The organism is Alteribacillus bidgolensis (assembly GCF_002886255.1).
In the GTDB taxonomy this organism is placed as follows: Bacteria; Bacillota; Bacilli; order Bacillales; family Marinococcaceae; genus Alteribacillus; species Alteribacillus bidgolensis.
Genome location: NZ_KZ614149.1, coordinates 2,217,567 through 2,231,666, shown reverse-complemented (window position 1 = coordinate 2,231,666; position 14,100 = coordinate 2,217,567). Strand labels below are relative to the sequence as shown.

The window sequence follows — 14,100 nt, the reverse complement described above, 5'->3', positions numbered from 1 at the left end:
GCTTTCTTTAAACACCAGAGTGATGTTTATACATCCATAACACGCCGCTTTTAAGCAGCCGTGCTACTCTTCCTGTTACAGCTGTATCTCCCATCACGCCAAAACCATGTTTTTTTCCTAAGGAGCCAAGAACCCCTTTTAATTTGATTTTTGGAAGTTTTTCCGGCACAGCTTCATTATTCCAGCGTTTTTTTAGAACCATCGCAATTTGCTCCGCCTGCCCTTCGGCAAGCTGTGCGCTTGGTGCGTGAGGGAGGCTGGCACAATCTCCGACAACAAAGGTGTTCTCCTCATCTGGCAGATGGTGATGGGGGGTCAACACTACCCGTCCTTTTTCATCTTTTTCTACGTCAAGATCGCGTACTACTTTGTTTGGCTGTACACCTGCCGTCCAAATAATCGCATCAGAATCTATAAAATCGTCATGGTTATACAATCCATTTTTTTCGACTTTTGTAATGTTTGAATTGCTGATTACTTCTACTTCATGCTTAACAAACCAATTTTGTACATAATTGCTAAGACGTTTTGGAAACATAGGCAGAATTGTTTCGCCGCGGTCAAAAAGTTTTATATGCAGGTCGGAACGGCTTTCTCTAAGTTCACTTGCCACTTCAACACCACTTAACCCAGCGCCGACAATGGAAACAACAGATTGAGCCGGCAGGTTATTAAGCGTTTCATATGTTCTTCTCGTTTTTTCCATGCTTTGAATACTGTACGTGTTTTCCCCTGCACCGGGTACACCATGATATTTATCTTCAGCCCCAAGTCCAATGATTAATATGTCATAAGAAAGAGGTTCTTCTCCTCTCATATGAATAAGTTTGTTATCTTTGTCTATAGAATCCACGGTGCCAAAATGCAGGGAAAGGCGGTCATGCTTAGGAAAAGGCACTCTTACATCATGATCAGATTCCGTTCCTGCAGCTAATGCATAATACTCCGTTTTAAAACAATGATATGGAAGTTTGTCAACAAGCACTAATTCTATATCATCTGGAAGATCGTTAGGAAGCAGCCGTTGCAAAATCCGCATGCCTCCATAACCTCCTCCTAAAATTACTAATCTTTTCATAGCACGATTACCCCTTTTAGTAAGAATTCCTTTTAAGCTGGTATGCAATAATAACATAAGCTCATCTAAAAACGCTTCACGGGTATCTTCCTTGCAAGCAGCTAATGTGTAATAAAAGTGGCTGTTAATGACGTTAGCCCATAATGAGGCATCTGTATCGGCTTTTACTTCTTCACGTCGTATGCCGATTTCCAGCAGTTCTCTCCACTTTTCAAGAAGAAGGAAGTCATTTTCAACCATATGCTGCCAGATGCGCCGGGTTAATTCCGGATTAAAATGATATTCACCCAGAAAAAAACTAAAGTGCGCTCGAAGTTTTGAAATAAATGTTATCGTTTGGAGTCCATATGTTCTTAAATATTCATCTACTTCATGAAGCCGATCTTCCGCTAATGTTTCCATAATGGACTCTTTTGTAGGGAAATAATTAAAAAAGGTTCCTTTAGCTACCTCTGCTGTTTCTGTAATTTCCTGAACTGTGGTTGATTCAAACCCTTTTTCTCGAAAAAGGGAAACGGCAGCATTTAATATTTTTCCCCTGGTTTGCTGTTTTTTTTCAGATCTTTTCATCTTTTAATCTCTCCAATAGAACAGAGAAAATTTAATGTGCTAAGAATATGTAAAAAATGACCTCGGTCACTTAAGATTATAACGATTTTATGGCAAATTTACAACAATCTGAAGAAAAATCTAATTATTATGAATTGCTGCCATGAATAACGGTTTATTCTTTCTAGCAAATAGCAGTCAAAATCCTCTTGAGTAAAACGTGTTGACTTATTGTATCTGCAGCGATAGGATAATTGCAGACCCTTAAAGAGGTGAGAATAATGAGGCCGATTATAGAATTTTGCTTAAGTAATCTGGCGAGCGGCACTCAAAAAGTAAAAGAAGAATTAGAAAAAGACCCCAACCTTGATATTATTGAATACGGCTGTCTCGGTAACTGCGGACAGTGTGCTGTCAGCATGTACGCCCTAGTGAACGGAGAAGTCGTAGAAGGGGAATCTTCAGAAGAGCTGCTTTCCAATATTTATAAATATTTGGATGAAAATCCAATGTTTTAGAAATAAGGAGCCGTTTCTTTAGCATGGAGCTGGAAGCTCCGCTTTGGAAACAGCTTTCTTTTTTTTTACTTTAATGAGGGATTTTAACTTTGTTAAAGGATCAAAGTATAATGAAACTACGCCTTCCACCATAGGACTCGGTGGCAAGCTGAGTTTTTCTAATACTTTACATAGAGACAAGCGGGAGCTTTAAATATATAACTAAAGGGGAGCGGGTATAATGAAATTAATTCCTTTTGAAAATACATGGCCGTATGAAAAAATGGGTGATGATATTTACATTGAAGACTGTCCCTATTGTGATGCTGATAATGTCCTTACGTATATGAAACCTGCTGATTTAGAAAATGCGATGGATGAAATAAAAACGCCGCTTGTAATGCCTTGTTGTCATACAAAAATGACAATCGTTCAAGCCGATAATGATTATTTTTGGACAACAGAGCCGTTAAGGAAACGAGGGAGTAAATGATGAAATTCACTAAAATGCACGGTCTTGGCAACAGTTATATTTATATAAATCTTTTTGAAGAATCATTGAAAGAAGAAGACTTATCTGAACTGGCAATAGAGCTTTCAGATAAAAATACAGGCATTGGTTCAGATGGAATGATATTAATAGGACCATCTAATAATCAAGATATTCAGATGCGGGTTTTTAACGCAGACGGTTCCGAAGCAAAAAATTGCGGCAACGGCCTGCGCTGTGTAGCAAAGCTGGCTTTTGAAAAGAACCTCGTGATAAAAAAAGAGTTCACTGTAGAAACGCTTGGCGGCCCAGTGAAAGCAAGTGTAGAGTTAAGTGAAGATGGACAACAAGTGAAGCTGATCTCTGTAGATATGGGACCTCCAAGGTTACTAAAAAAAGACGTGCCTATGGAGGGGAAACCAGATAGTAAAACAATCGAAGAAGCAGTAGAGGTGTCTGGGACCACTTATTATATGACAGCTCTTTCAATGGGAAACCCTCATGCAGTGTTTTTTGTAGATGAGATCGAAACTGCTCCGGTGGAAAGAGTGGGCCCGATTCTTGAAAAGCACAACATGTTTCCAGAATCAGCAAACATTGAATTTGTAGAAATGGCAGCTGAAGGCAACATGCATTTTCGTGTATGGGAGAGAGGTTCAGGGGTGACACAAGCATGCGGTACCGGAGCTTGTGCTGCTGTGGCAGCAGCTATATTGACAGGCCGGGCCCAAAAAGATATTGATGTAACCGTTCATCTCCTTGGAGGAGATCTTCGTATTAGGTGGGAAGAGGACGGGAACATATGGATGACAGGGCCGGCCGAGATAATATGTGAAGGAGTGTATATAAGGAAAGAGCAGAGAAAATAAAGGTTTTATTGGTAAATAGCATACACGATGGGATATGCATAGAGACTAAACCACAAGCAGATTGTTCTAATATCCATTTTGGCTGAATAACCTCTCCAAAGAAACCTAAATATAAATGAAAGAATGTTCAATTGATTGGATTAAAATTGTTTCTTGTAGGGTAAATAAGGTAAAATAAAATTATATCGTTTATCCATTTACTCTAAAAAGGGGAGGGAAGGGAATGGAAAAACGTGTATTCCCTGTCATGGAGAAAAAAGAGTTAGAAACGTTACGGCAAAAGATGGTGGAAGCTGCTGAACTCCATGGTTTAGAGCACCCTTTAGTCTTGCATTACAGCAAAAAAGTGGATCAGGAACACAATAGAATGCTTAGAATGAACACGAAATCTTTCCCTTCTGTAAATTCCCTAAGTCAAAGAAAATACCAGATCATTTGAAAGGTACTTTGAAAAACGATATACTACCATAAAGAAATCAATCTCCGAATTGATAAACTTTAAAGGAGGTTTTTCAATGATTAACATTACAGACGCTGCTATTGAGCGTGTGAAGCATATGATGAAAGAAGAAGACGATGATAACCTGAAACTAAGAGTCGGTGTTAAAGGCGGCGGCTGCAGCGGTTTATCTTATGGAATGGGTTTTGATGCAGAAATAGAAGATACAGATAATGTACAAGAAAAAAATGGTTTGCAAATACTTGTAGACAAAGAAAGTGTCCCGCTGTTAGACGGGGTGGTTATTGATTACAAAGAAAATATGATGGGCGGCGGCTTTACGATCGACAATCCAAACGCTATCGCTTCTTGCGGATGCGGTAGCTCGTTCAAGACGGCGACAAACACTGGTACACCGGAGGATTGTTAATTATAACCCCCTTACCGTTCAAAGTTGAACGGTAAGGGGGTTTTTGTACATTAGTAAAGTTTAAATTTGTTAAAGGATTAAAGTATATTGCCAAAAGGACTTGGCGGCATTAGAACATCGCATGTCCGCGGACATTTTTATAAGAAATTCTTTTCCTTTATGTTTTGCTTTTCTAATATTAAAACATATGGGAGCTGTGGCCTGGCTGGAGACGGGCACTTGGATCAATATAAGACTTCGCATTGTTAACTGCTGTAGGAGCTTCACCAAAGCCAGTAGCTATGAGCTTAACTTTTCCATCATACGTTGCAACATCTCCTGCAGCGTAAATCCCCTTAATGTTTGTTTCCATTTTCGAATTTACACGGATCATATTTTTTTCAATATCAAGGCCCCATTCCTTAATTGGACCAAGAGAGGAAATAAAACCATAGTTAACGATTAGAGAGTCAACATCTATTGTCTTAACTGCGTCTCCTTTGACTTCTTCAATCGCTACCTGTTTAATTTTTTCTCCGTCACCAATAAGTTCTTTTACTTGGAAAGGAGTGATAATATCAACATTCGATTGTTTAAGCTGCTCTACACTGTGCTCGTGAGCCCGAAATTTATCACGGCGGTGCACTAGCGCTACATCAGCAATCGGATCAAGCATATTGGCCCAATCTACAGCTGAATCACCGCCTCCGCATATCATAACTTTTTGGCCTGCAAATTCTTTTAAGTCATTGACAAAGTAATGAAGGTTGGTGTTTTCATAAGGTTCGGCATCTTCTACTTTCAGTTTACGCGGTTGAAATGCACCTACGCCTGCTGTGATTATAATGGTTTTTGAATAGTGGATTTCTTTATCTGTATGCAGTTCAAAGACGTCGTCATCTGTTTTGATGACATTATTAACCGACTGGTCGAGTACGACGTCCGACTCAAACGTGTGCATTTGTTCAATGAGGTTATCCACTAGTTCTTGTGCTCGTACTTTTGGAAAACCAGCCACATCGTATATATACTTTTCAGGGTAAAGGGCCGAAAGCTGGCCGCCGAGTTGAGGCATGCTTTCAATAATTTTCACTTTCGCCTGCCGCATACCTCCATAAAAAGCAGTAAATAAACCAGTCGGACCTCCCCCAATAATGGTAATATCATATATCTCATTTTTTAGGGTCAACACGTCCACCTCCATATGAACTTATAAAACGCTACCTCCTTATTATAAGCATATGGCTTCATTTTTTAAAAGGAAGAGAATTAGAAGTAATTGTTTCAAATAGATAACATGTTATGTAAGAAGTTTTGAAAAAAAGGTTGAAAAACGTAAAAAAAAGAAATATCATAATATATGTGATTTGTGACTATTTTTGCAATGTAAATGTATAATTCATTAAACGGAAAACAGCATGTTCATATCTTATAATGTTTTATTTGCTGTTTTCATTTTTACTATCCCGTAGAGAGGGATTTTTCTTACGTTCATATACGTGAAATTAATCACATGTGAATTTAATTTGTCGTAATCGTTAAAGTTCCGGGGAAAATATTAGTGAATAAATACTTTAAAATGGATGTGATCTCAATGGCTACTAAACCAAATATTTTAATTTTAGGTGCTGGTTACGGTGGGATGGTAACCGCTACCAAAATTACGAAAGAGCTAGGACACAATGAGGCAAACGTAACTTTAGTTAGTAAACATGATTATCATTACCAAACAACTTGGCTTCATGAACCAGCAGCAGGAACAATGCATCATGATCGTACACGAATGAAAATTGATGATGTGATTGATATCAATAAAATTAATTTCATTCAGGATGAAGTGGTTGAAATCCACAGAGAAGAGAACAAAGTATCATTGAAAAACAGCGGACAAGTAGAATTTGACTACCTTGTCACTGCTCTTGGTGCAGTTCCAGAAACGTTCGGCGTAGAGGGTGTGTTTGATTATTCCTTTAATAAGTGGACGGTAAATGGCGCTCGTGAAATGAAGGACCATATTGAATATATGTTCGCAAAATATAATAATGAGCCTGAACCAAAAGACGAGCTGTTAACATTTGTCGTCGCAGGTGCCGGCTTTACTGGTATCGAGTTTATCGGGGAATTGAGTGAACGTGTTCCTGAGCTTTGTAAGGAATATGACATTCCAAAAAGCAAGGTGAAAATGTATGTTATCGAAGCTGCTCCTACTGCTTTACCAGGGTTTGATCCTGAATTGGTAGAATACGCCATGAACCTTCTTGAAAATCGTGGGGTAGAATTTAAAATTAATACTCCTATCAGTGAAGTGAAAGAAAACGGCGTCATATTAAAAGACGGCGAAGAAATAAAATCTTCCACTGTAGTTTGGGCAACTGGTGTTCGAGGTAATCCAGTTATTGAAAAGTCTGGATTTGAGAACATGAGAGGTCGAGTGAAAGTAGATCCTGATCTGCGCGCTCCAGGACATGAAAACATTTTTATTATCGGAGACTGCTCCTTAATGATTAATGAAGAAACAGAGCGGCCTTTCCCGCCTACAGCTCAGATTGCCATGCAGCAAGCTGAAACTGTAGCAGCTAACTTGAAAGCCCTCATAAAAGAGGATAAGTTAAAAGAATTTAAACCGGACATTAAAGGGACTGTTGCTTCTCTAGGTGGCAAAGAAGCAATCGGCGTTGTCGGTAATAAAAAACTCTTTGGAACATCCGCTAACTTTATGAAGAAAATGATTGACAACCGCTACCTTTGGATTTTGGGCGGAGTCGGTCTAACGCTAAAAAAAGGGAAAAACCCATTTTAAAAAAGGAACATGGCTCTGCAAATGATTGGATGTTGCAGAGCCTTTTTTTGTAGTTTAGGAATATTTAACTTTGTTAAAGGATAAAAGTATAAGCAAAACTACGACTCCCGCCATTAAGGACTTGGCGGCAAGCCAAGTTTTTCTAACGTTATTATCTTGTTATTAAAATATAAGATTTATGTAATTTCCACGTAAGGAAGTACAAATGACCTTGCGCTTCGTTTTTCGACAAATTTTTGTTATAAATCAATTTCATCATTCATTTCTACATCATTATAAACGAACATTATATAAAACCCCTCGTTTTCGTACGATTTTCGCTTCAGGCGGACGCTTTCACCTTCGGGGCACAAGCGCGATCTACTCCAACTCGTTCTCGTAGTGTCTTCTTTGCCGCAGGCTTGGCTTATGCCTCCTCGGCAGCAAGCTGCCTGCGGGGTCTTCGGCTCAAGCTTATCCCGCAGGAGACGCCGCCTTCCGCTACAATCGATATAATGTTCGTTTTTGATAATCAAAATAGCATTATAAAATTGCTTCATACTATCAAAAAAATTAGAAAAAGCAATGAACCAAGTATTTTCGATACAATTAAAGTTGCTTCACAGTTTAGCCATATCTATTGTGTATAATGAAAAAGGGTGAAAAGTTGACGATGGAATCATCTTTCTGTACACTTACAATGTTTTGGGGGTGAAAGAGAATGAGCGGCATAGGAAGCCTTCCTCAATTGATTATTTCAATGATGTTGTTTTTACTTTTATTTTTCGGTATTGGATTTCTTTTAAATATGATATTACGGTCTACGTGGATAATGGCGGTTGTTTATCCGCTTATTGTTATTGCCATAATAGATAATGTGCGTTTTTTTGATTATATTTTATCGCCGGGAGCATCTTTTAGTGCTTTAGGTAATGATCTAATCTCGTTAAAACTCGTAGATATACTCATTTTATCAAGCGGTTTGGTTGGAGCGATAATAGCAGGTATTGCAATAAGGATGCTTCGCGTACGCGGCTATCAAATGTTTTAAGGGTTGTTCTGTAGTAGAGCAGCTCTTTTTTTTACTTTAGGATGTCTAACTTTGTTAAAGGATCAAAGTATAAGCAAAACTACGACATCCGCCATTTGGACTTGTCGGTAAGCTGAGTTTTTCTACCATGAAAAAACGGGACGCTTTTCTTTACAGGAATAAATTCTCTTTTTTTGGAGATGCTGTTTCTGTGAGAGGAGTGATTTTTAATGGATAAAAAAATAATATTTTACAGAAGGTTGTCAATGACTTTATTTTTCGTCGTCGCAGTGACCACCACCTTATCTTATGTAACAAATGTAAAAGCAGAAGAGCTGCCAGGGTATTTTTATGATTATATTAAAACTGAATATATAGAGGATAAAAAGATTTCGGATGTCCCTGAGAAGCGAGGAACGAACAACTATAAGCGCGGTATAGATGAAGAGTGGCCGGAACCTGCTTTTAATGAAGAAGCAGAAATATTATTTGAAGCTGAAGGACCGACAGAAATGGTAACTGCAACAGGATATACAGCAGGCTATGAGTCTACGGGAAAAACAAAAGAAGATCCCGCCTACGGAATTACGTATTCGGGGGTTAAAGTAAGACGTGATCAGGTCTCTACTATTGCAGCTGATCCTGCATATTTTCCCATAGGAACGGTATTATATATTCCTGAGTACGGCTATGGCATTGTAGCAGATACCGGCTCAGCAATTAAAGGAAAAAAACTCGACTTATATTATGATTCCGTAGAAGACGTATACGCTGAATGGGGGAAACGCAACGTAAAAGTGTATGTACTGAAAAAAGGAGATGGTACGCTGCGAGAAGAAGAATTAATGGCTTTAAACGAAGAAGGAGCTTTACCGGTAGTTCAGCAAAGCCCAACTTTTTTTACTTTAGGAATGTTTAACTTTATTAAAGGATTTAAGTATATCGCCATTTAGACTTAGCGGCAAGCCGATTTCTAAAATTACACTTCTTCTAAAAGGGGATCTAAGTTCTTAGGGTTTTGAAATACTCCCGGGTGTAAGAGGTGGGCAAGTTTTTTTAAACCTATCAACAGTCTTGGAGATGGCCGGCAGTACAAAGGTTCTTCTAAAACATGTACATTGTTTGTTTTTAGTGCTTTCATAGAGGACCAGCCTTCTCTTTTATACAATATTTCAGGTTTGACTTTTTCCGTTTGCACCCCGACCCATGCCATACAAATATGATCAGGTTCTAAATTTTTAATCTCTTCCCAGCTTACTTGGCAGCTTGCTTCCGTTCTGTCTTCCAATATATTTCTTGCACCGGCTAATCTGCTTATCGAAGACAGCCAATTCCCTCCTCCAGGGCTGAAAGCCGGTTTAGGCCACCACTCCCAATATAGACTAACTGGATTGCACTTTGATGCTTTTCTTTCATAATCAGCAAGTATATGATCCATTTTGCTTACCATTGTTTGAGCTTTTTTATAAGTTCCGGCAGCTTCTCCAATAAGAAGAAGATCGCGCCGGACATCATCAAGAGAATTTGGCTTTGATACAATGTACGGTAAATTTTTTTCCTTTAATTTCTCTATATTCTTTTCCATACCTGGCACACTTAATGAGGCAAGGACCAGATCAGGGTGCAGATCTGCTACTTTATCCATGTCAATGGAAAGGTCAGGGCCAAGCCGAGGCAAAGCATTTACAGCGTTAGGCCAATCTGAATAGTTATCAACGCCGATCAATTGCTCTGTTAGACCAAGGTAAGCAGCGATTTCGGTATTACTTGGACATAGTGAAACAATCCGCATAAATCTTCTCCCTCCATTATCCAAACATCACAAAATGACCAATAACAGCAATAAGAATTCCAAAGAGAGCCCCGAAGAATACTTCGATTGGCTGATGACCAAGAAGTTCCTTCAGTTCTTCTCTTTTCTCCGTTTCTTCTTTCTGCTGCCATGATTTTGCTTCTGTAACAAACTTATTAAAATCTACAACAAGCTGGTTTAAAACGGTAGCGTGATAACCAGCGTGACGTCTAACTCCGGTTGCATCAAACATGACGATAACCCCAAAAACAGTACATATCGCAAAAAGTGCAGTATCAAAACCGTGGTCCAAACCAATAGCAGTTGAAACGGAAGTGACAGCTGCTGAATGAGAACTAGGCATACCACCTGTACTAGTAACTAGAGTGATATCCCATTTTTTTGATGCAATGTAGGCAAGAGGAATTTTTATCCCTTGAGCAAATAAGATAGAAATAAGAGCAATCCACAAAGGGAAATTATTCAATAGTTCCATTTATTAGAACGTCCTTTCGATATATATACTTTATATAAGTAAGAAAATTTTTCATTATTTATTATTTCAAATACTAGTTTTGAAGAACTGCCTCTTTTATAATTTTCCAACTGCTGTTATACTGATATATACCCTGAGTTTTCGGATATTTTAGACAATTACTATATTGTTGTTTTTTTATTTTAATCTAATTATATCACAGAAAAACAAGCTACCGTTTTCCGATTTCGCTGACAAACTGTACACCTTCCTTGATGTATTACTGTATTACTCTTTTAGAACTATGTGTTTATTGGAAAGAAGTACAATAGAACTAAAAGAAATAATTACCAAGGGGGTGTATTGTTACAGATATGCTACAGATATAGTGTTCTCTTCCATGCTCAAGTTCATTATCAGTGAAATTTAAACAGATATGATTGTTTATGCAATTTGAACAGTAAAAGTCCTTTCGGTTATGATGAAAAATGTTGCTGTATGTTAAAAAAATGTAATGTTATAAGAAACGGCAGTCAGTGTACTGGACGTATTAATGCCTCCGCTGCCGAAGGATACGGCGTTTTCAGGCTGTTTCCTTAACACGGCGCTATGCCGAGCTTTCCTAAATATTTTTCGAAAAATAAGTATAATGAAAAAACCACCTAAACGTTAGAATGGATGCTGATTAACATGAAAATGGTAAAGTGGTTAGATAACCTATTAAGAAGACTTGAAGAATTTATTTTGAGTTTTTCTATTATTACGATTACTGTAATGGTTGCAGGAAATGCCATCAGCCGGAATTTTGCAGGAAGAAGCTGGGCTTTTGCAGAAGAGATCAGCCAGCTGGCACTATTTATGGCAACATTCATGGGGATTAGTTACGTTGCACGGAAAGGCCGGCATATTAGTATGTCAGCCATATTTGATAATGTGCCTTTTAAGCTGCGGAAAACACTTGCTCTTCTCATACCCTTAACAACAGGGTTAATCATGCTTGTTTTTGCTTATTATTCTTATGGATATGTACAATCGGTCATTGATGCAAATCGTGTAACATCGGCATTACGCTTACCATATTATTTGATGATCATGTGGGCGCCGATAGGATTTGTATTAGGAGCGATGCAATTTTTCCGAAATTTCTGGGTGAACGTGAAAAATAAAGATGTTTATCTTGCAGCTGAAAGAAAAGATTACGATAACGAAGAAGATATAGAACAATCTGGTTCAATATAAAATTTCTATTGTAGAATGGCGGGGAAAAGCAAATGGTGACAACGCTCTTACTTATTATGGTTGTCTTTTTACTTTTAGGTTTTCCAATGATGATTCCATTAACTCTGGCGCCATTGGTCGTTGTACTTATTTACTTTCCAAATCTAGAACCATTTTTTATGGTACAGCAGATGCTCGAAGGAATATCAAATTATGCGCTGTTAGCTGTACCGCTGTTTATTTTTGCAGCAGATATTATGTCCGTGGGCAGAACTTCCAATCGGCTGCTTGATTTTGTAGGTTCATTTGTAGGACACCTGCGCGGAGGGTATGCGATCACTACCGCTGCAGCTTGTACATTGTTTGGGTCTATTTCCGGTTCGACACAAGGTACAGTTGTAGCTATCGGGAAGCCAATGCGGGAAAGACTTTTAAAAGTTGGTTATAAAGATTCTACGGCTATCGCTTTTATTATTAATTCAAGTGATGTGGCGCTTTTAGTTCCACCAAGTATCGGGATGATTATTTACGGTATTATATCCAATACTTCTATTGGAGACTTGTTTATCGCAGGAATCGGTCCTGGTGTATTAATATTTTTGTTTTTTGCTGTGTACGCATATATACATGCGCGGTTGTTTAACATCCCATTAGCGGAGAAGGCAACATGGTCGGAACGGTTTCGTTTTACATGGAAAGCACTATTTCCTCTTATGTTTCCGGTCATTATTATCGGAGGGATTTATACAGGATTTTTTACTCCGACAGAAGCTGCAGGGATTTCCGTTTTATACGCGTTATTGCTCGAACTAGTAATTTTCAGATCATTCAGCATTAAAAAAATACCAAAGATAGCACTTTCAACTGGTCTTGTCACTTCAGCTGTCTTTATTCTCGTAGCTGGAGGCCAGGCATTTGCTTATATTATTCAATTTGCAAGGATTCCCCAAATGATCTCAGAAGTATTTTTATCGGGAGATCCGGGGCCAATTTATGTATTGATTATTGTTTCTATATTCTTTTTTATAGGGTGCATGTTTGTAGATCCAATCGTTGTTATATTAATTTTAACACCAATATTTGCACCTGCAGCACAGCAGGCTGGTATTGACCCTGTTCATCTTGGCGTTATTGTGACGTTCCAAGCTGCTCTAGGATCAGCGACACCGCCTTTTGGTGTAGATATATTTACAGCCAGTGCGGTGTTCAACCGATCATACTTGGACACGATACGAGGGACACCGCCATTTATTGTCATGATGATTATAGTATGTGTACTGCTTATTATGTTTCCACAGATTTCTCTTTTCCTGCTATAAATTAAAAAACAGCTTTAAGCAGGATTGAGATAGATTTAAGAAAATTTAAGGGGGTAATGTAACAATGAAAAAAAACAAATTTAGATGGCTGGTCAGCACAGCTCTTCTATCATCATTAATGCTGGCTGCTTGCGGCGGAGGAGAATCTGATGACGGAGGCGGAGACACCGATAACGGGGAATCTGCAGAAGGAAATGGAGAAACATACCAATGGCGTTTTGTAACGGAAGAAAATGATGGACAAGTTCAATATGAATATGCAGAAGAATTTGCAAAGCGCCTTGAAGAAAAATCAGACGGGCAGATTACAATGGATGTGTATGAATTTGGCGGACTTGGAAGTGAGGTAGACCAAGTAGAGCAGCTGCAGAGCGGTGCTGTTGAATTTGCGATCGTTTCCCCAGGTTTTACAGGTACGATGGTTGAAGAAGGCCAAATTTTTGCACTGCAGTTTTTGCTGCCAGATGACCAAGAAGTAACTCATGAATTATTAAATACAAGTGAAGCACTAAACGAAGATTTGGCTGCTCTTTATGAAGAAAACAATATTAAGCCGCTTTCTTTCTGGACAGAAGGTGCGATGCAATGGACAGGTAATAGAGAGTTGACTGAACCTGCAGATTTTGAAGGTTTCAAAATGAGAACGCAGGATTCTCCTTTGATCCAGAAATCCTATAAAGCTTATGGTGCGGACCCTTCCGTAATGAGCTGGGGAGAGCTTTACTCTGGACTTCAGACTGGCACGGTAGATGGGCAAGAAAATCCAATTTTCTTTATTGCTGATGCATCTTTCCATGAAGTGCAGGATTATATGACGATTTCCAACCACAATACTTATGTGGCGATGACAACAGTTAATCCATCTTTCTATAATGATCTGCCAGATGACATTAAAGAAATCATCGATGAAACAGTAGAAGAAATGCGTGATGTTGGTTTTGAACTACAGGATGACCTTAACAACGAATTGTTATCTGAAATTGAAGAGAACGAAGAAAATCCAACAGAAGTTACTAAACTAACGGAAGAACAGCGTGATGCATTCCGTGAACTTGCGATTCCACAACGTGATTTCTACAAAGAAAATGCTGGAGATCAAGCAGGAGAGATTCTGGATAAATTAGAATCTGAAATTGAAGAACTAGAAGGAGAATAA

General features: G+C 38.6%; 15 protein-coding genes and 1 pseudogene. 11 read left to right on the top strand and 5 right to left on the bottom strand.

The window, feature by feature from the left end; genetic code table 11:
• Positions 1-7 precede the first annotated feature (7 nt).
• Positions 8-1,078 carry an NAD(P)/FAD-dependent oxidoreductase gene (locus CEF16_RS11160; protein ID WP_425428021.1) on the bottom strand — a complete coding sequence of 357 codons (1,071 nt, stop codon included), beginning with the start codon at positions 1,076-1,078 and terminating at the stop codon, positions 8-10.
• Positions 1,079-1,534: 456 nt separating this feature from the next.
• Positions 1,535-1,648: pseudogene (locus CEF16_RS25300) on the bottom strand (TetR/AcrR family transcriptional regulator); the annotation flags it as partial.
• A 260-nt stretch (positions 1,649-1,908) separates the two neighbouring features.
• Here CEF16_RS25300 and CEF16_RS11155 point away from each other — a divergent pair.
• The 5 genes from CEF16_RS11155 (at position 1,909) to erpA (ending at position 4,352) form a co-directional block, all read left to right on the top strand.
• Positions 1,909-2,145 (top strand): YuzB family protein, encoded by a 237-nt coding sequence (locus tag CEF16_RS11155; RefSeq protein WP_091581403.1) that lies wholly within the window; start codon positions 1,909-1,911, stop codon positions 2,143-2,145.
• 220 nt (positions 2,146-2,365) lie between these two features.
• Positions 2,366-2,617, top strand: coding sequence for a hypothetical protein (locus tag CEF16_RS11150; RefSeq protein ID WP_091581405.1), 252 nt, complete (start codon positions 2,366-2,368; stop codon positions 2,615-2,617).
• On the top strand, positions 2,617-3,483 hold the full coding sequence (gene dapF, locus CEF16_RS11145; protein ID WP_091581408.1) for a diaminopimelate epimerase: 867 nt from the start codon (positions 2,617-2,619) through the stop codon (positions 3,481-3,483). The genes CEF16_RS11150 and dapF overlap by 1 nt, the downstream gene beginning before the upstream one ends.
• A gap of 223 nt (positions 3,484-3,706) precedes the next feature.
• The gene (locus tag CEF16_RS11140) at positions 3,707-3,922 is read left to right on the top strand and encodes a Spo0E family sporulation regulatory protein-aspartic acid phosphatase (RefSeq protein ID WP_091581411.1); all 216 of its coding nucleotides are present in this window, start codon (positions 3,707-3,709) and stop codon (positions 3,920-3,922) included.
• Between the two features lie 76 nt (positions 3,923-3,998).
• Positions 3,999-4,352, top strand: coding sequence for an iron-sulfur cluster insertion protein ErpA (gene erpA / locus CEF16_RS11135; protein ID WP_091581414.1), 354 nt, complete (start codon positions 3,999-4,001; stop codon positions 4,350-4,352).
• Positions 4,353-4,530: 178 nt separating this feature from the next.
• On the opposite strand, the gene CEF16_RS11130 is transcribed toward erpA, so the two are convergent.
• A complete protein-coding gene (locus CEF16_RS11130; protein WP_245917987.1) occupies positions 4,531-5,520 on the bottom strand; it encodes an NAD(P)/FAD-dependent oxidoreductase in 990 nt (329 codons plus the stop codon).
• A gap of 405 nt (positions 5,521-5,925) precedes the next feature.
• Between CEF16_RS11130 and CEF16_RS11125 the strand changes: the two genes are divergently transcribed.
• The 3 genes from CEF16_RS11125 to CEF16_RS11115 all read left to right on the top strand — a co-directional run bounded on the left by CEF16_RS11125 (position 5,926) and on the right by CEF16_RS11115 (position 9,093).
• Positions 5,926-7,131, top strand: a complete 1,206-nt coding sequence (locus CEF16_RS11125; RefSeq protein WP_245917837.1) for an NAD(P)/FAD-dependent oxidoreductase — start codon at positions 5,926-5,928, stop codon at positions 7,129-7,131.
• A 700-nt stretch (positions 7,132-7,831) separates the two neighbouring features.
• Entirely contained in the window at positions 7,832-8,161 is a 330-nt protein-coding gene (locus CEF16_RS11120) for a YuiB family protein (RefSeq protein WP_091581420.1), read from the top strand.
• Between the two features lie 209 nt (positions 8,162-8,370).
• Positions 8,371-9,093 carry a 3D domain-containing protein gene (locus tag CEF16_RS11115; RefSeq protein ID WP_091581422.1) on the top strand — a complete coding sequence of 241 codons (723 nt, stop codon included), beginning with the start codon at positions 8,371-8,373 and terminating at the stop codon, positions 9,091-9,093.
• A 26-nt stretch (positions 9,094-9,119) separates the two neighbouring features.
• Here the strand turns inward: CEF16_RS11115 and CEF16_RS11110 are convergent, their stop codons facing one another.
• Positions 9,120-9,932, bottom strand: a complete 813-nt coding sequence (locus CEF16_RS11110; protein WP_091581425.1) for a cobalamin-binding protein — start codon at positions 9,930-9,932, stop codon at positions 9,120-9,122.
• Between the two features lie 16 nt (positions 9,933-9,948).
• On the bottom strand, positions 9,949-10,428 hold the full coding sequence (locus CEF16_RS11105) for a divergent PAP2 family protein (RefSeq protein ID WP_091581427.1): 480 nt from the start codon (positions 10,426-10,428) through the stop codon (positions 9,949-9,951).
• Between the two features lie 669 nt (positions 10,429-11,097).
• Here CEF16_RS11105 and CEF16_RS11100 point away from each other — a divergent pair.
• The 3 genes from CEF16_RS11100 (at position 11,098) to CEF16_RS11090 (ending at position 14,100) form a co-directional block, all read left to right on the top strand.
• Positions 11,098-11,646 carry a TRAP transporter small permease gene (locus CEF16_RS11100; RefSeq protein ID WP_091581430.1) on the top strand — a complete coding sequence of 183 codons (549 nt, stop codon included), beginning with the start codon at positions 11,098-11,100 and terminating at the stop codon, positions 11,644-11,646.
• A 32-nt stretch (positions 11,647-11,678) separates the two neighbouring features.
• Positions 11,679-12,944 carry a TRAP transporter large permease gene (locus tag CEF16_RS11095; RefSeq protein WP_091581432.1) on the top strand — a complete coding sequence of 422 codons (1,266 nt, stop codon included), beginning with the start codon at positions 11,679-11,681 and terminating at the stop codon, positions 12,942-12,944.
• A gap of 64 nt (positions 12,945-13,008) precedes the next feature.
• The gene (locus CEF16_RS11090; RefSeq protein WP_091581435.1) at positions 13,009-14,100 is read left to right on the top strand and encodes a TRAP transporter substrate-binding protein; all 1,092 of its coding nucleotides are present in this window, start codon (positions 13,009-13,011) and stop codon (positions 14,098-14,100) included.

Bases quoted from the DNA above. Each gene is read 5' to 3' on its own strand.
- CEF16_RS11160 (WP_425428021.1), bottom strand. From the start codon at position 1,078: ATGAAAAGATTAGTAATTTTAGGAGGAGGTTATGGAGGCATGCGGATT.
- CEF16_RS11155 (WP_091581403.1), top strand. From the start codon at position 1,909: ATGAGGCCGATTATAGAATTTTGCTTAAGTAATCTGGCGAGCGGCACT.
- CEF16_RS11150 (WP_091581405.1), top strand. From the start codon at position 2,366: ATGAAATTAATTCCTTTTGAAAATACATGGCCGTATGAAAAAATGGGT.
- dapF (WP_091581408.1), top strand. From the start codon at position 2,617: ATGAAATTCACTAAAATGCACGGTCTTGGCAACAGTTATATTTATATA.
- CEF16_RS11140 (WP_091581411.1), top strand. From the start codon at position 3,707: ATGGAAAAACGTGTATTCCCTGTCATGGAGAAAAAAGAGTTAGAAACG.
- erpA (WP_091581414.1), top strand. From the start codon at position 3,999: ATGATTAACATTACAGACGCTGCTATTGAGCGTGTGAAGCATATGATG.
- CEF16_RS11125 (WP_245917837.1), top strand. From the start codon at position 5,926: ATGGCTACTAAACCAAATATTTTAATTTTAGGTGCTGGTTACGGTGGG.
- CEF16_RS11120 (WP_091581420.1), top strand. From the start codon at position 7,832: ATGAGCGGCATAGGAAGCCTTCCTCAATTGATTATTTCAATGATGTTG.
- CEF16_RS11115 (WP_091581422.1), top strand. From the start codon at position 8,371: ATGGATAAAAAAATAATATTTTACAGAAGGTTGTCAATGACTTTATTT.
- CEF16_RS11110 (WP_091581425.1), bottom strand. From the start codon at position 9,932: ATGCGGATTGTTTCACTATGTCCAAGTAATACCGAAATCGCTGCTTAC.
- CEF16_RS11105 (WP_091581427.1), bottom strand. From the start codon at position 10,428: ATGGAACTATTGAATAATTTCCCTTTGTGGATTGCTCTTATTTCTATC.
- CEF16_RS11100 (WP_091581430.1), top strand. From the start codon at position 11,098: ATGAAAATGGTAAAGTGGTTAGATAACCTATTAAGAAGACTTGAAGAA.
- CEF16_RS11095 (WP_091581432.1), top strand. From the start codon at position 11,679: ATGGTGACAACGCTCTTACTTATTATGGTTGTCTTTTTACTTTTAGGT.
- CEF16_RS11090 (WP_091581435.1), top strand. From the start codon at position 13,009: ATGAAAAAAAACAAATTTAGATGGCTGGTCAGCACAGCTCTTCTATCA.